Raw genomic sequence first — 24162 nt, 5'->3', positions numbered from 1 at the left:
ATGGCGATGCGAGGGGACGCGGCCGGCCCGGCCGTTCCGTTCCCGACCGACACCGGACCCGAGATGGGCGCCGCCGCCTCGCGCGGGCTGGACCCGGCCCGCGCGCGGGTGCGCCCGCTGCCCGAGCCGCGGCCGCTCACCCAGCACGGCCCCGCCCGGGTCATCGCCCTGTGCAACCAGAAGGGCGGCGTCGGCAAGACGACGTCCACCATCAACCTGGGTGCCTCCCTGGTGGAGTACGGCCGCAAGGTGCTGCTGGTCGACCTCGACCCGCAGGGCGCGCTGTCGGTGGGCCTGGGCGTCCCGGCGCAGAACCTGGACCGCACCATCTACAACGCGCTGATGGAGCGGCGGACCTCGCTGAAGGACGTGCTGGTGCACACCGACGTCCCGGGTCTGGACCTCATCCCCAGCAACATCGACCTGTCCGCCGCCGAGGTGCAGCTGGTCAGCGAGGTCGCCCGCGAGCAGACCCTGCTGCGGGTGCTGGCCGACGTGCGGGCGGACTACGACTACGTCCTCATCGACTGCCAGCCCTCGCTCGGGCTGCTGACGGTCAACGCGCTCACCGCCGCGCAGGGCGTGATCATCCCGCTGGAGTGCGAGTTCTTCTCGCTGCGCGGGGTGGCGCTGCTGGTCGACACCATCGAGAAGGTCAAGGAGCGGCTCAACCCCGACCTGGAGATCTCCGGGATCCTGGCCACGATGTACGACACGCGCACCGTGCACTGCCGCGAGGTGTTCAGCCGGGTGGTCGAGGCCTTCGGCGACACGGTGTTCCGGACCGTCATCCAGCGCACCGTGCGCTTCCCGGAGACGACGGTCGCCGGGCAGCCGATCACCACGTGGGCGCCCACGTCGTCGGGCGCGTCGGCCTACCGCGACCTCGCCAAGGAGGTGCTGGCGCTGTGACGCGGCGTCCCGTGCTCCCCGGCGCGGCGGAGCTGTTCCGCCGCACGGACGCGCCCGAGACCCCCGAGGTCACCGAGCTGCCGAGCATCAGCGCCACGGTGAGCTCCCCGGCGTTGCGGGGGGGCGGCCCCCGGCGCGGCGAACCGGCCGCCCCGGCCGGCGGCGAGCCCACCTCGCTCACCCTGGTCCCCGGCGGCGCGCAGGACGACCCGCTGGCCGCCTACCGCACCCCGGCTCCGGTGCCCGCGCCGCCGGGGCGCCCGACCCGCGGCCGCGCGCAGCGCACGGAGCGCACCCGGCACGACGAGAAGATCACCGTCTACCTCTCGGCCGAGGAGCTGCTGGCGCTGGAGAGCGCCCGGCTGTCGCTGCGCGCCGAGCACGGCGTGGCGGCCGACCGGGGGCGGATCGTGCGCGAGGCGATCGCGGTGCTGCTGGCCGACCTCGCCGACTCCGGCGCCGACTCGGTGCTCGTGCGGCGGCTCACGGGCCGGTGAGCCCCGGGCTACGGTCGGTGGTGTGAGCGCAGACCGGGCGGCCGAGGCGGCACCCCGCTTCACCGTCCGGCTCACCAACTTCGAGGGCCCGTTCGACCTGCTGCTGCAGCTGATCGGGCGGCACAAGCTCGACGTCACCGAGATCGCGCTGTCGCGGGTCACCGACGAGTTCATCGCCCACCTGCGGGCGCTCGGCGACGAGCTCGACCTCGACCAGGCCAGCGAGTTCCTCGTCGTCGCGGCCACCCTGCTCGACCTCAAGGCGGCCCGCCTGCTGCCGGCCGCCGACGTGGAGGACGACGAGGACCTCGAGCTGCTCGAGGCCCGCGACCTGCTCTTCGCCCGGCTGCTGCAGTACCGGGCCTACAAGCAGGCGGCGGGGTTCCTCCGCGAGCGGGAGGCCGTCGCCGTCCGCCGCTACGCCCGGGACGTCGCGCTCGAGCCGCGGTTCGCCGGCCTGGTGCCCGAGGTGCTGCTGGGGGTGACCCCGCAGCGGCTGGCCGAGCTGGCCGCCCGCGCGCTCACCCCGCGCTCCCCGGCCACGGTCAGCACCGCGCACCTGCACGCCCCGCCGGTCAGCGTCCCGGAGCAGCTGCTCCTGGTGCGCAACCGGCTCATGGCCGCGGGGACGGCGAGCTTCCGCGCGCTCACCGCCGACTGCACCCGCACCCTCGAGGTGGTGGCCCGGTTCCTCGCCCTGCTGGAGCTGTACCGCCAGCAGCGGGTGGTGTTCGAGCAGCTGACCCCCCTCGGCGAGCTGCACGTGCGGTGGACCGGCGGCGAGGAGCCGGACGCCGTCCCTCTCGATGCCGTGCCCCCGGGTGCTGAGGCTCCCGCTTCCACGGAGGAGGTCCCGTGAGCGGGGACGAGCGCCCGCCCGTCTCCTGGGAGGCCCTCGCCGCGGAGCTGGCCGCCACCCGGGAGGAGGCCGAGGACCGCGGCGCCGACCCGGCGACGTGGGACGCCGTGGCCGCCGAGCTGGCCGCCCGCGTCGCCGAGCGGCCGTCCGCGCGGCCCGGGACGCCGGCCGACCCGGTCGCCGAGCCGCCCCCGCTGGCGCCGCCGTCCGCGACCCCGGCCGCGGCACCCGGACCGGCGCCGGAGCCCGAGCCCGAGGCCGAGCCGGAGCCGGAGCCGGAGCCGGAGCCGGCGGCGCTGCTCGGCGGTCTGGAGGCGCTGCTGTTCGTCGTCGACGGCCCCGCGGAGGAGACCGCGCTCGCGGACGCGCTGCGCTGCTCGGTGCCACGGGTCCGCGCGGCCCTGGCCGAGCTGGCCGCCGGCTACGACGCCCGCGGCGCGGGGATCACGCTGCGCCGGGTGGGCGGGGGCTGGCGGCTCTACACCCGGGAGGAGCACGCCGAGGTGGTCGAGCGCCACCTCGTCGGCGGGCAGCGCAGCCGGCTGACGCAGGCGGCGCTGGAGACCCTCGCCGTCATCGCCTACCGGCAGCCGGTGACCCGGGCGCGGGTGGCGGCGATCCGCGGTGTCGGGGTGGACGGGGTCATGCGCACCCTGCTCGCCCGCGGCCTGGTGCAGGAGGTCGGCAGCGACCCGGACAGCGGCGGCGGCCTGTACGCGACCACGCCCCTGTTCCTCGAGCGGCTGGGGCTGACCGGCCTGGACGAGCTGCCCGAGCTCGGCCCGCTGCTGCCCGATCCCGCGGTGCTGGCCGACGAGCACCCCGACGTCTGAGCGCCGCCGGCTGCGCACCGGTCCGCCCGGCGGCAGGCATCCCGGGTGACCCGTGCCGTGCCGTGCCCGGGCGAGCAGGGAACCGGACGGGCGGTAGACCGGGCGGCGGGGGAACCGGACGCCGCCGACGCGGGGAGCGGGCGTCGCGGCGGGGAGCGGGCGTCGCGAGGGAACAGCGGGAGGCGCGCAGCGCGCCGCCGCGCGGGTGGGAGACTGGTCGGCGATGGACACCGCCCCGCAGGACGACAGCACCCCCACCGACGCCGGGTGGCCCGACGGCGTGGAGCTGGCCCCGCCGCACCCGGCCGACCGCGCCGCCGAGCCCGAGGGAGAGCCGCAGGGCGAGCGGCTGCAGAAGGTCCTGGCCCGCGCCGGCGTGGGTTCCCGCCGGGTCTGCGAGGACATGATCGAGGCCGGGCGGATCGCGGTGAACGGCCGCAAGGTCACCGTGCAGGGCATGCGGGTCGACCCGCGGCGGGACCGCATCTCCGTCGACGGCGCCCGGCTCGAGCTCCGGGACGACCGGGTCACCTACGCCCTGAACAAGCCCGCCGGCGTCCTCACCGCGATGAGCGACGACCGGGCCCGCCCGACCGTGGGGGACATGGTCGGCGACCTCGCGCCCGGCCTGGTCCACGTCGGCCGGCTCGACCAGGACACCGAGGGGCTGCTGCTGGTCACCAACGACGGGGAGCTGGCCCACCGGCTCGCCCACCCCTCGTACGAGGTGCGCAAGACCTACCTGGCGCAGGTCTCCGGGTCGGTGCCCCGGGACCTCGGCCGCCGGCTGCGGGCGGGGGTGGAGCTGGAGGACGGCCCGGTGCGGGTCGACTCGTTCGCGGTCGTCGACACCCACGCCGGCCAGTCCGTGGTCGAGGTGGTGCTGCACGAGGGGCGCAAGCACATCGTCCGGCGGCTGCTCGCGCACGTCGGGCTGCCGGTCTCCCGGCTCACCCGCACCGCGGTCGGCCCGGTGCAGCTGCAGCGGATGCGCTCCGGTTCGATCCGGCGGCTCTCGCGCGCCGAGGTCGGCGCGCTGCAGGAGCTCGTCGGCCTGTAGCGGCCCGCCCGGCGGCCCCGCCGTCTCCCGCGCCACCCGGGCGCCCACCGCTCAGCGGCTGACGGCCGGCCTCGGCAGGCGAGCCGGGGCCGGCGCGCCGTCCCCGAGCCAGCGGGCCGGGTCGGCCACCACCCCGGCGAGGACGCGCAGCGCCGCCCCGGTCGCCCCGGCGGCGGGCGCGGCGACGGCGGCCTCGACCCGCGGCCGGCGCCAGCGGGCCGACAGGACGCGCCGGGCCAGGTGCTCCTCGACCCGCGGGGCGAGCAGCCCGCCGAGCTCGCCGAGCTGGCCGCCCAGCACGACCACCGGGACGTCGAGCACGTTGAGCACGCCGGCCAGCGCGACGCCCAGCGCCCACGCGGCCCGCTCCAGCGCCGCCCCCGCCAAGGCATCGCCGGCCGCGGCGCGGTCGGCCAGCTCCCGCGGACCGGCGCTCCGCGGCAGCCCGGCCGCGGCCATGAGGGCGTGCCGGCCGGCGTACTGCTCCAGGCAGCCGGTGGAGCCGCACCGGCAGGCCGGCCCGTCGGGGTCGACGCACACGTGCCCGACCTCCCCGGCCCAGCCCGCGCTGCCGGTCAGGGCCGCGCCGCCCAGGACGACCGCCCCGCCCACCCCGATCTGGCCGGAGAGGTAGAGCAGGTCCCGGTACCCCCCGGGCCGGCCCGGGGCGGCCTCGGCAACGGTGCGCGCGGCGAGGTCGGCCTCGTTGCCCGGGACCGGGACCAGTTCCGGCGGCAGCAGCCCGGCGAGGGTGTCGGCCGGCCGGACGGCGGACCAGCCGAGGTTCGGCGCCCGCAGCAGCACCCCGGTGCCGGGGTCGACGATGCCGGGCAGGGCCAGGCCGGCGCCCACCACGCGCACCCCGCCCGGCAGCGCGGCCAGGACCTCGCCGGCCAGCCCGGCCAGCCGGGTCAGCGTCGGGCCCGGCGCGCTGCCGACCAGGTCCCCCTCCACGACGCGCTCCGCGCGCACCCGGCCGCGCAGGTCGAGCACCCGGGCGGTCAGCAGCCCGGCGTCCACCTGCAGGCCGAGCGCGGCGACGCGGGCGCCGGGCGCCAGCGGGGTGGCCGGGCGCCCGCGGCGGGCCGGGGCCGGGCGCGCCACCTCGTCGAGCAGGCCGCCGGCGACCAGCTCGTCGACCAGCCGGGAGGCCGTGGCGCGCGTGGTGCCGGTCGCCGCCGCCACGTCGGCCCGGGACGGGGGGCCGTCCCAGCCGCAGACCGTGCGCAGGACGCGCGCCAGGTTCGCCGGGCGCACCGACGGCGAGCGGGCGGCCCCCTCGGGATCGGGCACGCCGCGAGGCTAGCTGTGACGCCGATTATGTTCCACACTGATACAAAGTCCGGCCCCCCATCGGGTCGACCCGCAGCCCCCGGAGGAACGAGATGACGACGCCAGCGACGACGACTCCCCAGCCCACCGCCGACGACCGGTTCTCCTTCGGCCTGTGGACCGTCGGCTGGCCGGCCCGCGACCCGTTCGGCGATGCCACCCGCCCGGACCTCGACCCGGTCGAGTCGGTGCACGAGCTGGCCGAGCTCGGGGCGTGGGGCGTGACCTTCCACGACGACGACCTGGTCCCGTTCGGCAGCGACGACGCCGCCCGCGCCCGGCGGATCGAGGCGTTCAAGAAGGCGCTGGCCGACACCGGCCTGGTCGTGCCGATGGTGACCACCAACCTGTTCACCCACCCGGTGTTCAAGGAGGGGGCGCTGACCGCCAACGACCGGGGCGTCCGCCGGTTCGCGCTGCGCAAGGTCATGCGCAACATGGACCTCGCCGCGGAGCTCGGCGCGCAGACCTACGTGCTCTGGGGCGGCCGGGAGGGTGCCGAGGTCGACAGCGCCAAGGACCTCCGGGCCGCGCTGGACCGCTACCGCGAGGGCATCGACACCCTGGCGCAGTACTCGGAGGACCGCGGCTACGGCCTGCGCTTCGCCCTGGAACCCAAGCCCAACGAGCCGCGCGGCGACATCTTCCTGCCGACCATCGGGCACGCCATCGCCTTCATCGCCACCCTCGAGCACGCCGACCTGGTGGGCGTGAACCCCGAGGTCGGGCACGAGCAGATGGCCGGCCTCAACTACACGCACGGCATCGCCCAGGCGCTGTGGCAGGGCAAGCTGTTCCACCTGGACCTCAACGGCCAGAAGGGCCCGCGCTACGACCAGGACTTCGTCTTCGGCCACGGCGACCTGCTGTCGGCCTTCGCCACCGTCGACCTGCTGGAGAACGGGTTCCCCTCCGGCGGCCCGCGCTACGAGGGCCCACGGCACTTCGACTACAAGCCGCTGCGCACCGAGGACGTGACGGGCGTCTGGGAGTCCGCCGCGGCCAACATGCGCACCTACCTGCTGCTCAAGGAGCGGGCGGCCGCGTTCCGCGCCGACCCGGAGGTGCAGGAGGCGCTCGCCGACGCCGCGGTGCCCGAGCTCGCGCAGCCGACCCTCGGCGACGGCGAGACCCACGAGCAGCTGCTGGCCGACCGCTCGGCGTTCGAGGACTTCGACGCCGAGGCCGCCGGTGCCCGCCGCGGTGGCCAGGTGCGGCTGTCCCAGCTGGCCCTCGAGCACCTGCTCGGCGCCCGCTGATGTCCCTGGTCGCGGGGGTCGACACCTCGACCCAGGCCTGCAAGGTCGTGGTCCGGGACGCGGCGTCCGGAGCCCTCGTGCGCGAGGGCCGGGCACCGCACCCGGAGGGCACCGAGGTGGCCCCCGCGGCCTGGGCCGCGGCGCTGGAGCAGGCGGTGGCGCAGGCCGGCGGCCTCGACGACGTCGCCGCGGTCGCCGTCGGCGGGCAGCAGCACGGCATGGTCTGCCTCGACGAGGACGGCCGGGTCGTGCGCGACGCCCTGCTCTGGAACGACACCCGCTCCGCCGGGGCCGCCGCCGACCTCACCCGGGAGCTCGGCGGCCCGCAGGCCTGGGCCGACGCCGTCGGCCTGGTGCCGGTGGCGTCGTTCACCGTCACCAAGCTGCGCTGGCTGGCCGAGCACGAGCCGGGCAACGCCGCCCGCACCGCCGCGGTCTGCCTGCCGCACGACTGGCTGACCTGGGTGCTGGCGGGGGAGCCGGGCCTGGAGGCCCTCGTCACCGACCGCGGCGACGCCAGCGGCACCGGCTACTGGTCGGCGGCGACGGGGGAGTACCGCCCGGACCTGCTCCGGCGGGCGCTCGGCAGCACCCCGGTGGTGCCGCGGGTGCTCGGCCCGGCCGAGGTCGCCGGGACGTCCACCACCGGCGCCGTCCTGGGCCCCGGCACCGGCGACAACGCCGCCGCGGCGCTGGGGCTGGCGGCCGAGCCCGGCGACGTCGTCTGCTCGATCGGCACCTCCGGCGTCGTGTCGATCGTCTCGACGACACCGGCCGCCGACGCCAGCGGCGCCGTGGCCGGGTTCGCCGACGCCACCGGCAACTACCTGCCGCTGGTGGCCACGCTCAACGCCGCCCGGGTGCTCGACGCCACCGCGCGGCTGCTCGGGGTCGACCACGACGAGCTGTCCCGGTTGGCGCTGTCGGCCCCGGCCGGCGCCGGCGGCCTGGTCCTGGTGCCCTACCTCGAGGGCGAGCGGACACCGGACCGCCCCGGCTCGACCGGCGCCCTGCACGGGCTGACCCTCGCGACCTCCACCCCGGCGCACGTGGCCCGCGCCGCCGTCGAGGGGCTGCTGTGCGGCCTGGCCGACGGCCTCGACGCCGTCCGGGCCACCGGGGCGCAGGTGCACCGGGTGTTCCTGGTCGGCGGCGGCGCCCGCTCCGAGGCGGTCCGCCGGATCGCGCCCGCCGTCCTCGGCGTGCCGGTGCTCGTGCCGCCGCCGGGGGAGTACGTGGCCGACGGCGCCGCCCGTCAGGCCGCCTGGGTCCTCTCCGGCGCGCAGGCGCCGCCGGAGTGGCCGCGGCCGGGCACCGAGGTGCACGAGGCCGACCCGACCGCCGCCGTCCGCGAGCGCTACGCCGAGGTCCGCGACCTCACCGCCGGGCGGCCGGGCTGACCGGCGGCGCCCGGGGGCCGGTGGCGGGCGCTCCCTAGACTCGACCGAGGGGCACGCCGGACGCGTGCCCCTCGCCGATCGAGGGGAGTGCCGTGGCCGTCCGCGCCATCCGGGGTGCCACACAGGTGGACGCCGACGACCGGGAGGAGATCCTCGCGGCCACCCGCGAGCTCGTGAGCACGGTGATCGAGCGCAACGGCCTGACCTCCGAGGACCTGATCAGCATCCTGTTCACCGCCACCCCGGACCTCGTCTCGGAGTTCCCGGCGCTGGCGGCACGGGAGCTGGGGCTCGGGGACGTCCCGCTGATGTGCGCGACCGAGATCGACGTGCCGCACGCGCTGCCGCGGGTGCTGCGGCTGATGGCGCACGTGGAGACCCAGCGGCCGCGGGGCGAGGTGCAGCACGTGTACCTGCGGGGGGCCGTGGCGCTGCGGAGGGACATCGCACAGTGAGCGAGCGGAGCGAGCGGATGAGCACTGTGCGGGGTGATCGCACAGTGAGCGAGCGGGTGAGCACTGTGCGGGGTGATCGCACAGTGAGCGAGCGGAGCGAGCGGATGACCGCCCTGCGGGGTGAGGGTGCGGGGTGCGGCTTCCGGGGGCAGGTGACCCTCGACGGACCGTCGGGCACCGGCAAGTCCAGCGTGGCGCGGGCGGTGGCCACCCGGCTGGGCGCGGCCTACCTCGACACCGGGGCGATGTACCGGGCGGCGACCGTCGCCGTCCTCGACGCCGGCGTCGACCCGGAGGACGCCGCGGCCGTGGCCGCGGTGGTCGGCCGGGCCCGCATCGAGGTCGGGACGGCGGCCGACACCGAGCTGGTGCAGGTCGACGGCGTGGACGTCGCGGTGCGCATCCGCGGGGCCGAGGTGACCCGGGCGGTGTCGGCGGTGTCCGCGGTGCCCGCCGTCCGCCGGCAGCTGGTGGACCAGCAGCGGGCCCTGGTGGCCGAGGCGGACGCCGTGGTGGTCGAGGGCCGCGACATCGGCACCGTCGTCCTCCCCGACGCGACGCTGAAGGTCTACCTCACCGCCGCCCCCGAGGCCCGGGCCGAGCGGCGGGCCGGGCAGCTCGGCATCACCGACCCCGACGAGGTGCGGGCGCTGGCCGCCGACCTGCGCCGGCGCGACGAGTACGACAGCAGCCGCGCCGACAGCCCGCTGCGGCCGGCCGCCGACGCGGTGGTCGTCGACAGCACCGACCTCTCCCGCGAGGGCGTGGTCGACCGGGTGGTCGAGCTGGCCACCTCGGCGGTCGGGGTGCGGTCGTGAGCGTCGAGGGCAGCGGCGGGCCGTTGCCGGTGGTGGCGATCGTCGGCCGGCCCAACGTGGGCAAGTCGACCCTGGTCAACCGCTTCCTCGGCCGGCGGGCCGCGGTGGTGCAGGACGTGCCCGGGGTGACCCGCGACCGGATCGCCTACGAGGCGCTGTGGAACGGCAGGCGGTTCACCGTCGTCGACACCGGCGGCTGGGACCCCCGGGCCGCCGGGCTCGGCGCCTCGATCACCCGCCAGGCCGAGTACGCGATGCGCACCGCCGACGTCATCGTGCTCGTCGTCGACAGCTCGGTGGGCGCCACCGACACCGACCTGGCCGCCGCCCGCGTCCTGCGGCGCAGCGACCGGCCGGTGCTCGTGGTGGCGAACAAGGTGGACGACGAGCGCAGCGAGGCCAACGCTGCGGAGCTGTGGTCGCTGGGCCTGGGGGAGCCGCAGCCGGTCAGCGCCCTGCACGGCAGGGGCAGCGGCGACCTGCTCGACCTGGTGCTCGACGCGTTGCCCGAGGCGCCCCGCGAGCAGCCCGAGGAGGGCGGCCCGCGACGGGTGGCCCTGGTCGGGCGGCCGAACGTCGGCAAGTCCAGCCTGCTCAACCGGCTGGCCAAGGACGAGCGGTCGGTCGTCGACTCGGTCGCCGGCACCACGGTCGACCCGGTGGACTCCATCGTCACCCTCGGCGGCGAGGAGTGGCGGTTCGTCGACACCGCGGGGCTGCGGCGCAAGGTGAACACCGCCAGCGGCACCGAGTACTACGCCAGCCTGCGCACCGAGGCCGCCATCCAGGCCGCCGAGGTCGCCGTCGTCCTGCTCGCCGCCGACGAGGTGATCAGCGAGCAGGACCAGCGGGTCATCACGCAGGTGGTGGAGGCCGGCCGGGCGCTGGTGCTGGCGGTGAACAAGTGGGACACCCTCGACGAGGACCGGCACGCCCAGCTCGAGCGGGAGATCGAGCGCGACCTCGCCCGGGTGCGGTGGGCCTCCCGGGTGAACATCTCCGCCACCACCGGGCGCGGGGTGGGCAAGCTCGCCCAGCACCTGCGGGACGCGCTGGCCTCCTGGGAGACCCGCGTGCCGACCGCGGAGCTGAACACCTTCGTCCGGGCCCTGGTGCAGGAGACCCCGCCGCCGGCCCGGGGCGGCCGCGCGCCGAAGATCAAGTACGTCACGCAGGCCGACGTCCGCCCGCCGCGGTTCGTGGTCTTCTCCACCGGGTTCCTCGAGGCCGGGTACCGGCGCTTCCTGGAGCGCAAGCTGCGCGAGCGGTTCGGCTTCCACGGCACGCCGATCGACATCTCGGTCAAGGTCCGGGAGGGGCGGGGGACCGACAAGCGGGGCTGAGCGGCGCGGCGCCGACCGGCCCCAGCCGCCCGCGGAGCCGGGCGCAGCGGAGCGGGGGGCGTGCGGTAACCTCGACGGCGCAGCGATCGGGCGGTGCGAGCCGCCCGGCGCTCGGGCTGTAGCGCAGCTTGGTAGCGCACTTGACTGGGGGTCAAGGGGTCGCAGGTTCAAATCCTGTCAGCCCGACAGCGAAACCGCAGGTCAGAGGCGGGTCACCCGATGAGGGTGGCCCGCCTCCCGCATGAGTACAGCAACGCGTACAGCAAGGGGAAGCGCGGACAGCAGCGCTCACCAGCGAAGCGCCTGGTCGAGCCGGTCGGCCGCCTCCCGCTGCTGGGCCGGACCCACGTGGCTGTAGATGTCCGCCGTGATGACGTACGAGGAGTGCCCGAGGTGCTCCTGGACGACCTTGGTGTGCGTGCCGGCCGCCAGCAAGAAGCTGGTGACCGGACCGGGCGGGTAGGCGTGGTTGACGGCGTCGGCGACCGCCTCCCACGCGGCCAGCTCCAGCGCCACACGGTCGCTCTCGGATGGGTCGAGGGCATCGAGCCACCCGTCGAAGTCGCGCCGCAGCTACCGCAGCTCCCCCGGGGTGGTCGTGACCTCCTGACGCTGGCGGTGCTGTGGGACCCGCCGCGGTGAGGGCCACCGGTCCACCGGAGTGGAGGCGGGCGTGGCGAGGTGGGTGTTCGCCAACCACTCGGCCTCCGCGCCGCGCGCCGCGCCCGCGTGTGGGCGATGACCGACGACTCCGAAATGGGCTTCGCCGTAGGGGTCGCATGGTCGAGGGTGGCCGTCGTGCTGCGACCACTACGCGCGAGTGGCCTACCGGCGGTGCGCGACCTCGTCGTCGCGGCCGGCATGTTCACGGCCGAGGAGGCCGCCTTGCTCGACGACGAGCTCGGACCGCTCACCCGGAGACCGGGCGACGGCGACGGCGATGGCGATGGCCGGACCTGCCTGGTCGAGGAGGCCTGGTTGACGGTGCATCCCGCCGCGCTCGCCGGCCCGCCTGCGGCGCGGACGGTGACAGCGGTCGTGTGCTACCGGCCCGAAGAGGCCGCCGACCGCGTCTGGGACCTCACCATGATCGCGGTCCGTCCCGACGTGCAGGGTCGCGGTACCGGACGGATGCTGATGCGCCACGCCGAAGCCGACCTGTCCGCCCGCGGCGGGCGCTCGCTGGCCGTGCGCACCTCGGGCACCGCGCAGTACGCCGGCACCCGCGCCTTCTACGACCGGTGCGGCTACGAACGGGTCGGCCAGATCCCGAACTGGTGGACCGACGGTGACGACCTGGTCCTGTTCACCGAGCGGCTGACCGCACGGACGCGGTGAGCGGCCAATCGGCCGTCCTCACCGAGATCTCCACGGGTGCCCAGGCCGGCGACCGTCCGTGCCGGCAGCTTCGTCGGCCACTCCGCCCTTGTCGGCGAGCGGCATGGTCGCGCCGTGCGAGCCTGGGATTGCGGCGGGGTGCGTGGGCGTGATTGCGGTGGCGTGCGTGAGGTTGCGGCGGCGAGCGTGACTGCGGCGCCCGCCTGGGGTAGCCCCGTCCGCCGGCCCGGCCGTACTCCGTCAAGTGCGTGCGCGAAGCGGCATCCACTGCGCTGCGGGGCGAAGGGCTTCGCACAGCGGGTGTCGGCGGTTACCGTCGGCCGGGCCGGCGCTGCCGGCGGCGGCTCAGCCACGGCCCCTCGAACGCGCACCCTCGGAGTCGCGTCATGCCGGTCGAGGTCGTCGAGCTGTCCATCCGGGAGCCGGACGTCGCCCAAGCCGTGCTCACCGACCTCTACCGCTCGGAGCGTCCGCTCGCGTTCTCCGGCGTCCGCGGGTCGTTCACCTGCGAGCTCCGGTCGGCAACGGCCGGTCACCTGACCGCGGACCGGCTGAGGTTCACCGCGGGCATGCGCTGCGCGGTCGCCCCGCTGAGCGACCTGGTGGTGACCAGTCCGGTGAGCGGTGGGTGCCGGTACGTGGCGGGCCGGGAGCAGGTCACCACACGACCGGGTGTGGTGTTCCGGTGCCCGACCGGCGTGCCGTTCACGAACGAGTGGGACGACGTGGACGTGGGCATCGTGCGGCTGCCGCTGGCGGTGATCGAGCGGGTGGCCGAGGAGCGGCTGGGTGTCCCCGGGGCCGACGTCCGGTTCGACGGGATGAGCCCGGTGTCCGAGCCGATGCGCCGCACCTGTCTGGGGCTGATGCGGTTCGTGCACCAGCAGGTGGCCGATCCCGGCAGCGGGCTGGCCGAGCCGCTGGTCGCCGCGCAGCTGGCCGAGCTGGTGGCGGCGACCGCGCTGGCGGCGTTCCCGAACACCACGATGACGTCGGGCTACCTGCCCGGCGCCGGCGCGGTGGCGCCCGCGGTCGTACGGCGAGCGGTGGCGTTCGTCGACGCGCACGCCTCGCTGCCGATCAGCGTCACCGACGTCGCCCGCGCCGCCGGGGTCGGGCCGCGGGCGCTGCAGCTGGCCTTCGCCCGCCACCTCGGGCTCAGCCCGATGGGCTACGTGCGGCGGGTGCGGCTGGAAGGCGCACACCGGGAGCTGCAGGCCGCCGACCCCACCGCCGGGGACACGGTGGCGGCGATCGCGCGGCGCTGGGGGTTCGCCAAGCCCGACCGGTTCGCCGCCGCCTACCGCGCCGCCTACGGGGTGACCCCCGCCCACACCCTGCGCACCTGACGGTCCTGGGACTGACATCGCCCTGCGAGTTGACATCGCCTCACGAGCGGGAGGGGAGGGCGGCATGGGAACCGCCACACCGGGAGCACTACGGCGGCATGAGTACGCCACGTCTGACCCGGGCGAGGCGCGAGAGCTCATCGACAACCTCTTCGGCGGCCGGCTGCAGCTGAAGGCTTCCCCGGACACCAGGTGGGAGGCCAGCGTCAGGATGCTGGACGCGGGTGCATTCAGCATCAGCGATGTCATGGTGCCCGCCGACCTCACGTTCGACTTGGCCGGCCAGGACGATTTCCTCATCTCCGTAGCCGTCGCCGGTGCCATCGGGTACGACCTCGGGCACGACCTCGAGCGGTACGTGCCCGGGGACGTGTTCATCGCCAATCACCCCGACACCCGAGCCATCGCCGACAGTCATGAAGCTCGGACCCTCAGCGTCGCCCTCCCGCAGTCACTGCTCACGGACGTCGCCCGGGGCACTCCCGCCACGAACGAGCCGTGGCGGTTCACCGCCTCGCAGGCCACTCCCGGCGGAGCTGCTCGATGGCGGCAGGTCGCCCGCTTCGTCGACGACCTGGTCGCCGAGCGCGAGGCCGCGGCCTCGCCGCTGCTGCTCGGGCCGGCCGCACGGCTGCTGGCCGCGACCGCGCTGACGATCTTGCCGAACACCGCCGTTGCCGAACCCGCGGCTGCGGACCGCGCCGACGCCCACCCCGGCACGCTGCGCCGCGCGACCGCGTTCATCGACGCCAACGCGGACGCCGACATCTCCCTGGCCGACATCGCCCGCGCCGCCTACGTCACCCCCCCGCGCGGTGCAGCTGGCCTTCCGCCGGCACCGGAACACCACCCCGACCGCCTACCTCCGCCAGGTGCGGCTGGCCCAGGCGCACCGGGAGCTACGCGACGCCACCCCCGGCGACGGGGTCACCGTGACCGCCGTCGCCGCCCGCTGGGGCTTCACCCCCAGCCGGTTCACCGAGCGCTACCGCGCCGCCTACGGCGTGCTGCCAGCTCCACCCTGCGCACCTGAGCCGCCGCCTCGTCCGGCCCGCAGCCGGCGGCCCTCCAGTCCCCGGCGCAGCGCCTCCGCCCGCTGCTGGCATGCGGCGGCGTCGGTGACGAGCTCGACCGCGTAGCGCCAGGCCCGCTCGGCCGCAGCGGCGCGACGCGCCGCCATCTCGGACAGGTCGATCGGCGTCGCACGCTGCGCGTGCCCCCGACTGTCGGCCCTCGCGCCCACCGGTGCCCTCGCTGCCTGCTCGTGGGGCGCGCCGCGTGCGGAGGGCCACCGCCTGGGCTCAGCGGGGCGCTGCTCGTCCGAGAAACCGGCCGCACGCGGCGACCCGCGGTCAGCGAACTCCCCGGCCGCGGGCGGCGCCGACCGAGCAGGCACGCGGCTGCGCTTCGTGGGGGTGGCGGTTCGTCTGCCCGGGGAGCTGCCGGTCAGTGCGCAGCGGACTCGAGCGCGTCGGCCCGCGCCCACATCCGCAGCGCCAGGCGGCGTAGCGCGTCGGCCCGTGTGCGCGCCCATGCCGCCCGGTTCCGGTGCGGCTCGGGCTCATCGGTGGTGCCGGCGGCCGCGTCCGCGGCGTCCGCGACGGCGTCGTAGCTCAACGCCGCGGCTGCGGCCGTCGCGGCGGCCGCCCGGATCGCTTCAGCGGACTGGCGAACGGCCGCGGCCCGCCTACAGCTGAGCGGCGACCGCTCGGGTGCTGCCGTCACGGGGTGAGCGTGCGCAGCCCGTCACGGGCCCGCTACACCTGCGGGCGAACGGTCCACCCCGCGGACTCGCCCGGGAACGAAGCACGCCGCCAGAGGGCCGCCGACATCGGACGAGGCTGCGCCACAGCACTCGGTGCCCGGGACTCGGTGGGGTGGACGACCACGGCGACCTGCGGCCCGGTCAGATGCGGTCGAGGATGGTCAGCACGTCCCGATTGCCCGCGACCACCATCGGGGCCGGGTCGCGGAGCCTGGCGTTGAGCGCCTGGCTGAGCCGGGACAGCCGGTCGAACGCGTCCTCGGCGGAGCCGCCGGTGCGGGCGATCAGCACTCCTTTCGCCTGGTCGATGACCGCCCGGGAGGTCAGCGCCCGCTCCAGGTTGGCCGCCAGCTGTCCGAGCGCGGCCCGCTCGGCGACCTCACGCAGGATGGCGGCGACCGCCGCGGCGACCATCTCCCCCAGCCGGACGCTGCCGCCGGTGAACACGCCCGGGCGGTCGCTGTAGACGTTGAGGACCATCCACCGCTGGTCGGGCAGTTGCGCCGGCACGGCCAGCGGGCGTCGGTGGTGACGTCGGCGGTGACGTCGGCGGTGACGACGACGGCTCGCTGCTCCTAGGCGTCCTGGCAGGGGCCCTCCCCTGCGAGCATCTGATGGCCGTCGAAGACCTGCGCGACGGTGTCGTCGCTGGCCAGCAGCTGTGGTTCCATCGGCGGGCCGACGTTGATGCTCAGCGCGGTCGCGCCGGGCACTGCTCCGCGGACGACGGTGACGATCCGGTGCAGCAGCCGCTGTTCGTCACCGGCGTCCAGCGGCAGCAGGACCAGCTCGGCGAACGCCTGGGCCATCGCCATCCCCGCGCCGCCGGCGTCGCCGGCCGCCTCCGTGGCCACCGGCTCGGTGGTTGCCGCCTCACCGGCCAGGGGCAGCGCGGCCGGGCTGCCGGTGGCGGGCGCTTCGATGCCCAGCCAGCGCAGCACCGCCGGCCCCGGCGAGGTGGCCTCCGGCCAGCCGAACAGCCGGACCGGCCGGGCCCGCCCGTCCCGGCCGTGGAAGGTGACGTCGACCTGGACCTCGCCACGCTCGCCGGTGGCCAGCACCGACAGCGCCCGGCGCAGCGGGCCGCGGTCGGCCAGCTCGACCGAGGCCAGCAGCACCCGCCGGGCCAGCCGGGCTGCGGGCAGGCCGAGCAGCTGGGCCGCGGCGGGGTTGCCGTGCAGGATCTGCCCCTCGGCGTCGGTACGCAGCAGCGCCACCGGCAGCGTGTCGACCAGCTGGTGTTCCCGGCGCCGCCGGTCGGTGGCCAGCAGTTCAGCGATCGTCTCCTGCTGGGTGCGCAGCTCCTCCTCGGCTACCTGCAGCTCCTCGTAGGCGACCTCGAGCTCGCCCAGCGCCTCCAACAGCTGTTCCTCCGGCGCCGGCGGAGCGCCCCGGAGCCGCTCCAGCGCGGCGGCGATGACGGCGGAGTCCACCTGCGTCGGCGGTTCGGCCACGGTGCCCTCCCCGCGAGGCGGGATGTCAGCGCGGAGCCCGTGCGCCACCGAGCGTACGGCCGGCCGCGCCGGTGATGGCGCTGGACCCGACGGAGCTGACCTTCTGCGACTCCGCCGGGCTGCGGGCGCTGGCAGTGGCCCACCGTGCGGCCACCGAGGCGGGTGCGGTCATCGTCCTCGTCGGTGCGCGCCCGTCCTGCGGCGGCTGCTGCCGCTGGTCGACCTGGAGGACGTGCCGATCCCCCCTCCGCGCGCCCGGCATCCGTGCCGGCTGCTACCGGTGCCGGCCGTGTCGCCGCGGGAGCGGGAGGCCGACCAGATGCCCCCGGTCGAGCCTGAGCCACTCGCCGGACCGCCGGAGCCGGCCGGAGGCCGTCCGACCGGCTGAAGGCACCCGGGCGGCATGCCGTCGACGGTGGGCCTACCGGGGCACCGGGAGGCGGCGGACGGCGAGGACGGCGGCGCCGGCGTCGGCGGAGCCGGTCAGGACGGCGAGCTACGTCCGCCATCGGCGATGATCGGCCTCCCGGTGGACACGGCACCGCACGTGTTGCAGGGCGGCATCAGCGCAGGTCAGCTGTGCCTCCAGCAGGATCGCCTCCGCCCGGTCACGCACGGACCTGCTCCGCAGCCGGAGCACGATCGCCGTCTCCCGTGCGGTTCGGGGCCGGATCCGCTGCATGGCCTGTCCCTCCCCGTCTCGTGCCCGGGCTGGCTTGGTGCGCCACCTCAGCATCGCCCCCGGCGGTTGCCCCGGTTACCCCGTGCGCACTGGTGTCGCACCCTCGGTGACCCCGCGCCGAGACCGCGGACATCGTGCGGTCACGCCCCGCCGACAGGACCCGTCTCCGGAAGCCCTCCCGGAGCTGCGGGCTTCCGAGGTGCGGATCAGGCGCTCGGCGAGGTGCGGTCGGGATCGGCCCCCTGCTCGGTGGTGCGGGCGCGCGGCGGCCCGCCGTACCAGTCGAAGCAGAGCATCGTGGCGTCGTCGCGGAGCTTCCCGCCGGTCGCGGTCAGTACGGCGGCCCCGAGGGCGTGCACGACCTCCCGCGGGTGCAGGTCCGCGGTGTCGGCCAGCGCCGCGGCCACGTCGAGGGATGCCGCGTTGCGCTCGAGCATGCCGTCGGTGAGGAAGACGATCCGATCGTCGGGCTCGAGGGGGAAACGCTGCACGTCGAAGGCCTTGCGGGGCAGCACCCCGAACGGTGCCTCGACGCGCAGGGCGATCTCCTCCACGACCCCGCCGCGCAGGCGCAGCGGCAGGGTGTGCCCGGCGTTGACGATCTCGGCGGTGCCCGCGCGCAGGTCCACGCGTACGAGCTGACCGGTGACGAACTGCCCCGGAGGCGCGTTCTCGGCCAGGCAGTCGTTGGCGTAGCCGGCCTGCGCGGCGAGGTCGAGCCCCTTCCGGCGGCCGTTGCGCAGGCCGCCGACCAGCAGGGTGGCCAGCAGGGCTGCCGCGACGTGGTGCCCCACCGCGTCGGTGATCGACAGGTGCAGGAAGTCGCGGTCGAGGTTGTAGTCGAAGGTGTCCCCACCCACCGCGGCGGCCGGCTCCAGCCAGCCGGCGAGGGTGAACTGCCCGGCCTCGCAGGTGTACGCGCCCGGCAGCAGCCGGCGCTGGATCTCCGCCGCCAGGGAGAACGGAGTCGTGCGCATGCCCCACTCGAACACGTCGGTGTGCCGCCGGGCGGCGACCAGGACGTAGGCCAGCGCGTGCGCGGCGTCGCCGATGTCGGCGACCTCCCGGGCGGAGGGGAAGCGGGGCAGCGTCAGCTCCAGCAGCCCGATGGCGTCGCCGCGGTCGGTGACCGGAACGACGAGCCGGGCGCCGCCGGCGACCCGCCGCACATCGGTCTGCTGCGCGCGCAGGACGCGGTCGTACACGGTGCCCGGCAGCGGAAGCGTCTCGGCCTGCTCCGGCCCGCGGCTGCGGGCGCCGTCGACCCGGTCGGCCGACGTCAGCCGCACGACCGCGCGGCCGCTGAAGTCGACGAGGAGCAGGTGCACCTGGCGGGCGTCGACCATCTCCGCGAGCGCGGCCGCGACCGCCGGCACCGCGTCGACCGGCGCGGCCGCCTCGACCTCGTGCAGCAGTCCACCGACATCCAGCCGACCCCCGCCCCGTCCATCCACGCGCCGACCCTAGCCGGGCGACGACGGCCCACAGCGGCACTGCTCCAGCAGGCCGATCCGGCCAACCGCGCCGGTTGGCGCAGGTCACGGCCGGATACGGTCGGCGCCGCGGAACGAAGCAGACGAGACCGGCTCGTTCCACGCGGCAGCGCAACGGCCTCCCCGGCCGCGCCCCACTGCGCACAGGGCGGCCCATCCCTGTACCGAACGAGGCACATGAACGCGCACTGGCAGCAGCGGCCACCTCCCGACCTCGCCACCGGCGCGGCGTGGCTGGGCACGCCGCGCACCGCCGCCGAACTCACCGCGCTGCGCGCGGACCTGCACCACGCCCTGCGTGACGGGCCGCTGGCCACCGCCGCCGACGCCGTCACCGCCGCCGACGCTGACGCCGATGCGATCGACACCGCACTGCTGACCTTCGAGGAGCTGGCCTCCAACGGGCTGCGCCACGGCCGCCCGCCCGTACACGTCATGGTCACCGCCGCTGGCGCCGGCTGGCTGCTGGAGGTCAGCGACGCCGCCGCCGACCGGCCGCCCACCCCCGCGACCGGCCGGGACCCCGCCCGCGGTGGCCACGGGCTGCATCTGGTCGCGCGGCTCTGCGCCGCGCACGGGTGGTTTCCTCGCGACGGCCGCAAGTACGTCTGGGCGTACGTGGCACCTGCCGACGTCGCGTCAATGCCATCACCGCCGCCGGGTGGCCGCCCGCGCCGCTGAGTCGGCGGCGGTCGCCGCCGCGGTCAGCAGCACACGGCGCGCGAGCCCCCGACAGCGCCCCGGGCCGCCGAGGACGTCCGGGGCCGTGACCGTGATCGCGGGCGTACTGCCCTGAAGCCCTGACTGGCGCGGCGGTGCCCGGCGAGGCTCGGAGACGGCCACACCCGGCGCACCACGACCGCGTCCGGGCCGCAAACGCGCCGCCACAGCGGGAGCACGTGAACGGAACGCTCCCGATCACGGCGGAAGCGTAGGCACTCGAGTCGTCGCCGGAGGTGTCCCACAGGCCGACTGCAGAGACAGGAGCGAGGCGGGGCGGCGATGTCCCGGGGACTGTCGATGACACGCCCGAGTGCGGGAGAGTCGTACAGCAACCCATACAGCAACGGGCTACGTATGGAAGCGAACCAGGGCGGACCCCTCGGGACGTCACAAGGCGTTGACCTGCAGGAGCAGAGCCGGGGCGGACGACGGCGAACGCCCCGGACATGACTGGGGGTCAAGGGGTCCGTCGGCCGATGCCCCAGCACCCCACGCGCACGCTCGCGGCGGGCACGAGCGTGAACGTCGTCTCCGTCGTCGCCGGGATGGGGTCGTTCTGCTGCTGGCCCAGTCGATGTCGCACATCGCCGGGGATCGCCCACCGTTCGTGACGTTGCGATGTCAACGCCGGCTCCGCCGGTGGGCGTTCTTCCCGCGGTTCGGGCACGCCTGTCAGACTCATTTCTTCTGGTGAGCCACGGGACCGGAGAGCGTTCTGCACCCTGCTCCCGGGACCTCGCGGAAGCGTCTCGCCCGTGGCAGGGACAGGGCTGGACGCTCGCCGGAGGACCGCCCGAACCGACCGGCTCCGTTCATCTCTGCGGACCTCGCGCGACGACCTGACCGGAGTGGAGCGCGATGCCGCAGCAGACCGAAGCACGCCAACTGATCAAGGGATTCGGCCGGGCCGTCGGCGGAGCCCTGCTGTTCGCCATGCCCGTCCTGATGACGATGGAGGTGTGGCGGCTGGGGGTGGCCGTCGACCGCTACCGCCTGGCCGCCCTCGCGGTCGGCACCGTCCTGCTGGTCATCGGCCTGGCCCGTCACCTGGGAGGCTCCGGGGCGTCCGGGTGGCGCCCTGCCCTGGTCGACGCGGGGGTCGCGTTCCTCGCTGCGGCCGTCGCCGCTGCGGTCGTCCTCACCACCCTCGACGTCCTGGACTGGCTGCGGGACTGGCGCGACGCGACGTCGATCGTCGGCCTGGAACTGCTTCCGGCCGCGGTCGGCGCCTCCTACGCCCGCGCCCAGCTCGGGGAGAGCAGCGCCTCCCCGGGCAGGTCCGGGTACGGCCACGAGCTGTTCCTGATGGTGGCCGGGGCGGTGGTGTTCGCCGCGAACCTGGCACCGACGGAGGAGATCGTGCTGCTGGCGGCGAAGATGACCCCTTGGCACACGCTGGTCCTCGTCGCCATCAGCCTGGCGCTGATGCACGCCTTCGTCTACGGGGTCGGCTTCGGCGGGCAGGAGGAGGACGAAGGACCGGTCAGGGCCTTCGTCACCTTCACCGTCGTGGGCTACGCCCTCGCACTCGGCGTCTCGGCCTACCTCCTGTGGACGCTGGGCCGCTTCGTCGACACCGGGCTGCTCATGGTGGTCACCGAGTCGGTGGTACTGGCCCTCCCCGCGAGCCTGGGCGCTGCGGCGGCCCGGCTCATCCTGTGACGAGAGGAAAGCCCCATGTCTGAGTCCGTCGAGGACGCCCAGGGCCAGGGCTCTGGTGGTACGTCAGCGGCCGAGTACGCCATGGGGGGGCTGGGCGGGCTGCTGGTGCTCCTGCTGATCGCCTTCCTGACCTACCAGGCCGTCGCGGTCCGGGAGAGCGGCCCAGAGCTGGACGTCGAGATCACCGCGGTACAGCAGGCAGGGTCCGGGTACGAGGTGCACCTCCGGGTGCGCAACGAAGGCGGGACCACGGCTGAGACGGTGCAGCTCGGCGGTCAGCTGACCCGGGACGGGCGTCAGGTCGAGCAGGCCTCGGCCAGCATCGCCTACGTTCCGCCGGAGAGCCGACGGGAGGCGGTGCTGGTGTTCTCGGCCGATCCGCGCGACGGCGAGCTCACGGTCGGTCCCGAGGGGTACAAGGTCGCCTGAGCCAGTGACCTCCGCTCCGGGAATGCCGGGGCCTCCGCCTGCTCAGGTGGGCGTTCCGGCTACCGCCCTCACCGCTGAGCGCACCGACCTGCTGTTCGGAGTGGACGCCGACACCGAGCTCCTGACCGACCCCGATCGGTACGCGGACTGGAACCCGCTCATGCCCCGACCGTCCGGTCGCTTCGCTGTCGCGAGTGCGTCGATGCCGGTCGTCCGCCCCGGGGAACCGGACGACGACGTGCCGGCCCACCGTGCCAGGGGTCGGGGACGGCGCACCCATCCGCTGGCGCGGACGGCTCTCCGGGCCCGGCCTCCTCGACGGCGGGCACGAGCTGCGCGTCGAACCCGCACCCGACCGTGGGACGCGCTCGCTAGCGACGGCCCTCATGGCGGGGGAAGCCACATCCGCGCTGATCGCAGCAGCAGTCCCGGGCCACCACTTCCACACCAGTGCACGCTCTTCAGGCCGGTTCGCCAGCGTTCGCCGTCGTCCCGCATCTCGGGCGGCCTGCCCAGGCGGACTTCCGCGGACGACCGCGAACCCGCGGCCGACGGCTGGGGGTCGAAGGGGCGCGGGTTCACATCCTGTCAGCCCGACAGCGGGAACCGCAGCTCTCGGGCGGATCGGCCGAGGAGGCCGGCCCGCTCCCCGCGTGAGTGCTGCAACGCGGGCGACGGCCGAGATGGTGGCATCAGCGTTGTGTACGGTGGTCGAGCGGATGCTGATGGGCTTCCGTGGTCGACAGCCGACGGGTTGAGCACGCAGCCGGTCGCGGCTGCTGCGCAGGTCCCTCGGGGCTGTCGTGTCCTCGCCTCGTACGGTGCCGCACCGCTTCGATCAGAGCGGAAGGCCACGAACGGGCCGTGCCCGACGAACCGATGATCCCCGCCGGCCCCGGCGACGAGCCGACGGCCGGCCCGGCCATGCAGCCCGAGCAGGCCTTCGCCGAGCTGGGCCGCATCCCGCTGGGCGACCTGCAGCTCGGACAGGTGCTCCAGCGCGTGGCCACGCTGGCCGGGGCCACCGTCCCCGGCGCCGAGCAGGTCTCGGTGACCCTGGTGGAAGACGGCCGGGCCAGCAGTGTGGCCTTCACCGGGTCCTTGGCCGCGCAGTTGGACGAGCGCCAGTACGACAAGGGCTTCGGTCCGTGTCTCGACGCCGCGCTGAGCGGGACCACGGTCGTCCTGACCGACCTGGACAACGAGCAGCGCTACCCCGACTTCGCCGCGGTGGCCCGACGCGCCGGGGTCACGGCCGCAGCGTCCGTGGGCATGCCCGTGCCGAGCCGGACCGTCGGCGGCATCAACGTGTACTCCCTGAACGGGAGAGGCCTGGACGAGGAGTCGGTGCGCGTGGCCGAGGTCTTCGCCAGCTACGCGGCGGTCGCGGTGGCCAACGCCGGGCTGCTGCACTCCACCGCCCAGCTGGCCGAGAGCATGCGCCGAGCGATGGACACCCGCGCCACCATCGAGCAGGCCAAGGGCATCCTGGTCGCCCGCACCGGTTGCACCCCGGAGCAGACCTTCGACTTCCTGGTGAGCCAGTCCCAGAAGACCAACCGCAAACTCAGGGACCTCGCCGCCGAGCTCGTCGCCGAGGCCCAGCGGGACCGCCGGGACTGACGCACCGGCGCTCGGAGCCTCCCACCGATCCACCTCGTCCGACGACGCGGACGACCCGGCCGGCGCCCGCACGCCGACATCGGCTCCGGCACGCGGTGGACGGCGTCGACGGACCCGGTCGACGACTCCGGACCGGAGTCGCACCGTTGTCCCCGGACGGCCGCTGCGGCACCGGTGCTCGGCGCCGTCCCCAGGGGCGGTGACGGGCGGCTCGAGCGTGCGTTTGCATCGCACGGTGATCCGACGCATGCTCGGCATGGGTTGACAGTGCAGCCCGAGGAGCGTCGATCCGGCGCAACGTCCAGGCTGTGCTCAGCGGCGCCGCTGTGGACTCGGGCACCTCGAAGGATGCGGCATGTCGCACCCCCCGATGCATGGACCTGCCGCCGGCAGCCCTGCTCCCGGTCAGCTGGTGATGACGGTCGACCTGAGCTCCGGGCACGTCCGGCTGGTCGGGCGGCTGGACCGCAGGACCGTTCACCACCTGCTCGACGCGGTTCGTGCCCTCAGCGCCACCGACCATCCCCGGTGGTCCATCGACGCGGCGGCGTTGGAATCCTGCGATGCCACCGCTGTGCGCGCCCTGGGCGCGTGCTACCGCCGGGCGCGGGGCAACCGGGCGCAGCTGCGCGTCGTGGCAGCCCGACCCTTCCTGGTCACCGCGCTGTCCGCGGTCAGGGTCGACAGCCGCGTGGTGAGCGAGGAATCGCTCGTCCCCAGCGCGCACCCGGCCTCGACGACCGGGAGCGCCACCTCCCGGTGCACGCCCACGTGATCGCTGCTGCGGAGGCCCTGACCGGTCAACAGCCCCTGGGCCGGAACCGGCGCACACCGGTGATCCGCCCGCTTCGAAGGCTCGGACGCGGTGACGGGCAC

General features: G+C 75.4%; 24 protein-coding genes and 1 tRNA gene. 19 read left to right on the top strand and 6 right to left on the bottom strand.

Going from position 1 to position 24162, the window contains the following annotated elements; all coding sequences use genetic code 11:
• The 5 genes from ACI8AC_RS12510 (at window position 1) to ACI8AC_RS12490 (ending at window position 4161) form a co-directional block, all read left to right on the top strand.
• A complete protein-coding gene (locus tag ACI8AC_RS12510) occupies window positions 1-912 on the top strand; it encodes a ParA family protein (protein WP_456898107.1) in 912 nt (303 codons plus the stop codon).
• Window positions 909-1409, top strand: coding sequence for a hypothetical protein (locus ACI8AC_RS12505; RefSeq protein ID WP_456898106.1), 501 nt, complete (start codon window positions 909-911; stop codon window positions 1407-1409). The genes ACI8AC_RS12510 and ACI8AC_RS12505 overlap by 4 nt, the downstream gene beginning before the upstream one ends.
• A gap of 22 nt (window positions 1410-1431) precedes the next feature.
• A complete protein-coding gene (locus ACI8AC_RS12500; RefSeq protein ID WP_456898105.1) occupies window positions 1432-2268 on the top strand; it encodes a segregation and condensation protein A in 837 nt (278 codons plus the stop codon).
• A complete protein-coding gene (gene scpB / locus ACI8AC_RS12495; protein WP_456898104.1) occupies window positions 2265-3101 on the top strand; it encodes an SMC-Scp complex subunit ScpB in 837 nt (278 codons plus the stop codon). The genes ACI8AC_RS12500 and scpB overlap by 4 nt, the downstream gene beginning before the upstream one ends.
• Before the next feature lie 223 nt (window positions 3102-3324).
• Window positions 3325-4161, top strand: a complete 837-nt coding sequence (locus ACI8AC_RS12490) for a pseudouridine synthase (RefSeq protein ID WP_456898103.1) — start codon at window positions 3325-3327, stop codon at window positions 4159-4161.
• 51 nt (window positions 4162-4212) lie between these two features.
• Here ACI8AC_RS12490 and ACI8AC_RS12485 read toward each other — a convergent pair whose 3' ends face one another.
• On the bottom strand, window positions 4213-5454 hold the full coding sequence (locus ACI8AC_RS12485; RefSeq protein WP_456898102.1) for an ROK family protein: 1242 nt from the start codon (window positions 5452-5454) through the stop codon (window positions 4213-4215).
• Window positions 5455-5546: 92 nt separating this feature from the next.
• Between ACI8AC_RS12485 and xylA the strand changes: the two genes are divergently transcribed.
• The 6 genes from xylA (at window position 5547) to ACI8AC_RS12455 (ending at window position 10954) form a co-directional block, all read left to right on the top strand.
• On the top strand, window positions 5547-6752 hold the full coding sequence (gene xylA / locus ACI8AC_RS12480; RefSeq protein WP_456898101.1) for a xylose isomerase: 1206 nt from the start codon (window positions 5547-5549) through the stop codon (window positions 6750-6752).
• Window positions 6752-8152, top strand: coding sequence for a xylulokinase (gene xylB, locus ACI8AC_RS12475; protein ID WP_456898100.1), 1401 nt, complete (start codon window positions 6752-6754; stop codon window positions 8150-8152). Before xylA ends, xylB begins: the two co-directional genes overlap by 1 nt.
• A gap of 92 nt (window positions 8153-8244) precedes the next feature.
• Window positions 8245-8607, top strand: coding sequence for a chorismate mutase (gene aroH / locus ACI8AC_RS12470; RefSeq protein WP_456898099.1), 363 nt, complete (start codon window positions 8245-8247; stop codon window positions 8605-8607).
• A gap of 104 nt (window positions 8608-8711) precedes the next feature.
• Complete coding sequence (gene cmk / locus ACI8AC_RS12465) at window positions 8712-9425, top strand: (d)CMP kinase (protein ID WP_456898098.1); 714 nt, start codon at window positions 8712-8714, stop codon at window positions 9423-9425.
• Complete coding sequence (gene der / locus ACI8AC_RS12460) at window positions 9422-10768, top strand: ribosome biogenesis GTPase Der (protein WP_456898097.1); 1347 nt, start codon at window positions 9422-9424, stop codon at window positions 10766-10768. Before cmk ends, der begins: the two co-directional genes overlap by 4 nt.
• A 112-nt stretch (window positions 10769-10880) precedes the next feature.
• Window positions 10881-10954 (top strand) — tRNA-Pro (locus ACI8AC_RS12455).
• 102 nt (window positions 10955-11056) lie between these two features.
• Here the strand turns inward: ACI8AC_RS12455 and ACI8AC_RS12450 are convergent.
• Entirely contained in the window at window positions 11057-11284 is a 228-nt protein-coding gene (locus ACI8AC_RS12450; RefSeq protein ID WP_456898096.1) for a hypothetical protein, read from the bottom strand.
• Between the two features lie 222 nt (window positions 11285-11506).
• On the opposite strand from ACI8AC_RS12450, the gene ACI8AC_RS12445 reads away from it, so the two are divergent.
• From ACI8AC_RS12445 to ACI8AC_RS12435, 3 genes are all read left to right on the top strand, one after another.
• Entirely contained in the window at window positions 11507-12106 is a 600-nt protein-coding gene (locus ACI8AC_RS12445) for a GNAT family N-acetyltransferase (RefSeq protein WP_456898095.1), read from the top strand.
• A gap of 386 nt (window positions 12107-12492) precedes the next feature.
• Window positions 12493-13455, top strand: coding sequence for an AraC family transcriptional regulator (locus tag ACI8AC_RS12440; protein ID WP_456898094.1), 963 nt, complete (start codon window positions 12493-12495; stop codon window positions 13453-13455).
• Between the two features lie 815 nt (window positions 13456-14270).
• Window positions 14271-14594: a helix-turn-helix domain-containing protein gene (locus ACI8AC_RS12435; protein WP_456898093.1), complete on the top strand. Its 324-nt coding sequence runs from the start codon at window positions 14271-14273 to the stop codon at window positions 14592-14594.
• A 307-nt stretch (window positions 14595-14901) separates the two neighbouring features.
• Here ACI8AC_RS12435 and ACI8AC_RS12430 read toward each other — a convergent pair whose 3' ends face one another.
• From ACI8AC_RS12430 to ACI8AC_RS12415, 4 genes are all read right to left on the bottom strand, one after another.
• Window positions 14902-15180, bottom strand: a complete 279-nt coding sequence (locus ACI8AC_RS12430; RefSeq protein ID WP_456898092.1) for a hypothetical protein — start codon at window positions 15178-15180, stop codon at window positions 14902-14904.
• 181 nt (window positions 15181-15361) lie between these two features.
• A complete protein-coding gene (locus ACI8AC_RS12425; protein ID WP_456898091.1) occupies window positions 15362-15730 on the bottom strand; it encodes an ANTAR domain-containing protein in 369 nt (122 codons plus the stop codon).
• A 65-nt stretch (window positions 15731-15795) separates the two neighbouring features.
• Window positions 15796-16674, bottom strand: coding sequence for a PAS domain-containing protein (locus ACI8AC_RS12420; RefSeq protein ID WP_456898090.1), 879 nt, complete (start codon window positions 16672-16674; stop codon window positions 15796-15798).
• An 888-nt stretch (window positions 16675-17562) separates the two neighbouring features.
• Window positions 17563-18810, bottom strand: a complete 1248-nt coding sequence (locus tag ACI8AC_RS12415; RefSeq protein WP_456898089.1) for a PP2C family protein-serine/threonine phosphatase — start codon at window positions 18808-18810, stop codon at window positions 17563-17565.
• Window positions 18811-19026: 216 nt separating this feature from the next.
• On the opposite strand from ACI8AC_RS12415, the gene ACI8AC_RS12410 reads away from it, so the two are divergent.
• The 5 genes from ACI8AC_RS12410 (at window position 19027) to ACI8AC_RS12390 (ending at window position 24061) form a co-directional block, all read left to right on the top strand.
• Window positions 19027-19530, top strand: coding sequence for an ATP-binding protein (locus ACI8AC_RS12410; RefSeq protein ID WP_456898088.1), 504 nt, complete (start codon window positions 19027-19029; stop codon window positions 19528-19530).
• Window positions 19531-20430: 900 nt separating this feature from the next.
• Window positions 20431-21234: a TIGR02587 family membrane protein gene (locus tag ACI8AC_RS12405; protein ID WP_456898087.1), complete on the top strand. Its 804-nt coding sequence runs from the start codon at window positions 20431-20433 to the stop codon at window positions 21232-21234.
• A 15-nt stretch (window positions 21235-21249) separates the two neighbouring features.
• Window positions 21250-21663 carry a hypothetical protein gene (locus ACI8AC_RS12400; protein ID WP_456898086.1) on the top strand — a complete coding sequence of 138 codons (414 nt, stop codon included), beginning with the start codon at window positions 21250-21252 and terminating at the stop codon, window positions 21661-21663.
• Window positions 21664-22527: 864 nt separating this feature from the next.
• Complete coding sequence (locus ACI8AC_RS12395; protein WP_456898085.1) at window positions 22528-23286, top strand: GAF and ANTAR domain-containing protein; 759 nt, start codon at window positions 22528-22530, stop codon at window positions 23284-23286.
• Between the two features lie 355 nt (window positions 23287-23641).
• Complete coding sequence (locus ACI8AC_RS12390; protein ID WP_456898084.1) at window positions 23642-24061, top strand: STAS domain-containing protein; 420 nt, start codon at window positions 23642-23644, stop codon at window positions 24059-24061.
• Window positions 24062-24162 lie beyond the last annotated feature (101 nt).

The organism is Geodermatophilus sp. SYSU D00758 (genome assembly GCF_054049955.1).
This window is presented reverse-complemented; position numbering and strand designations above follow the sequence as displayed.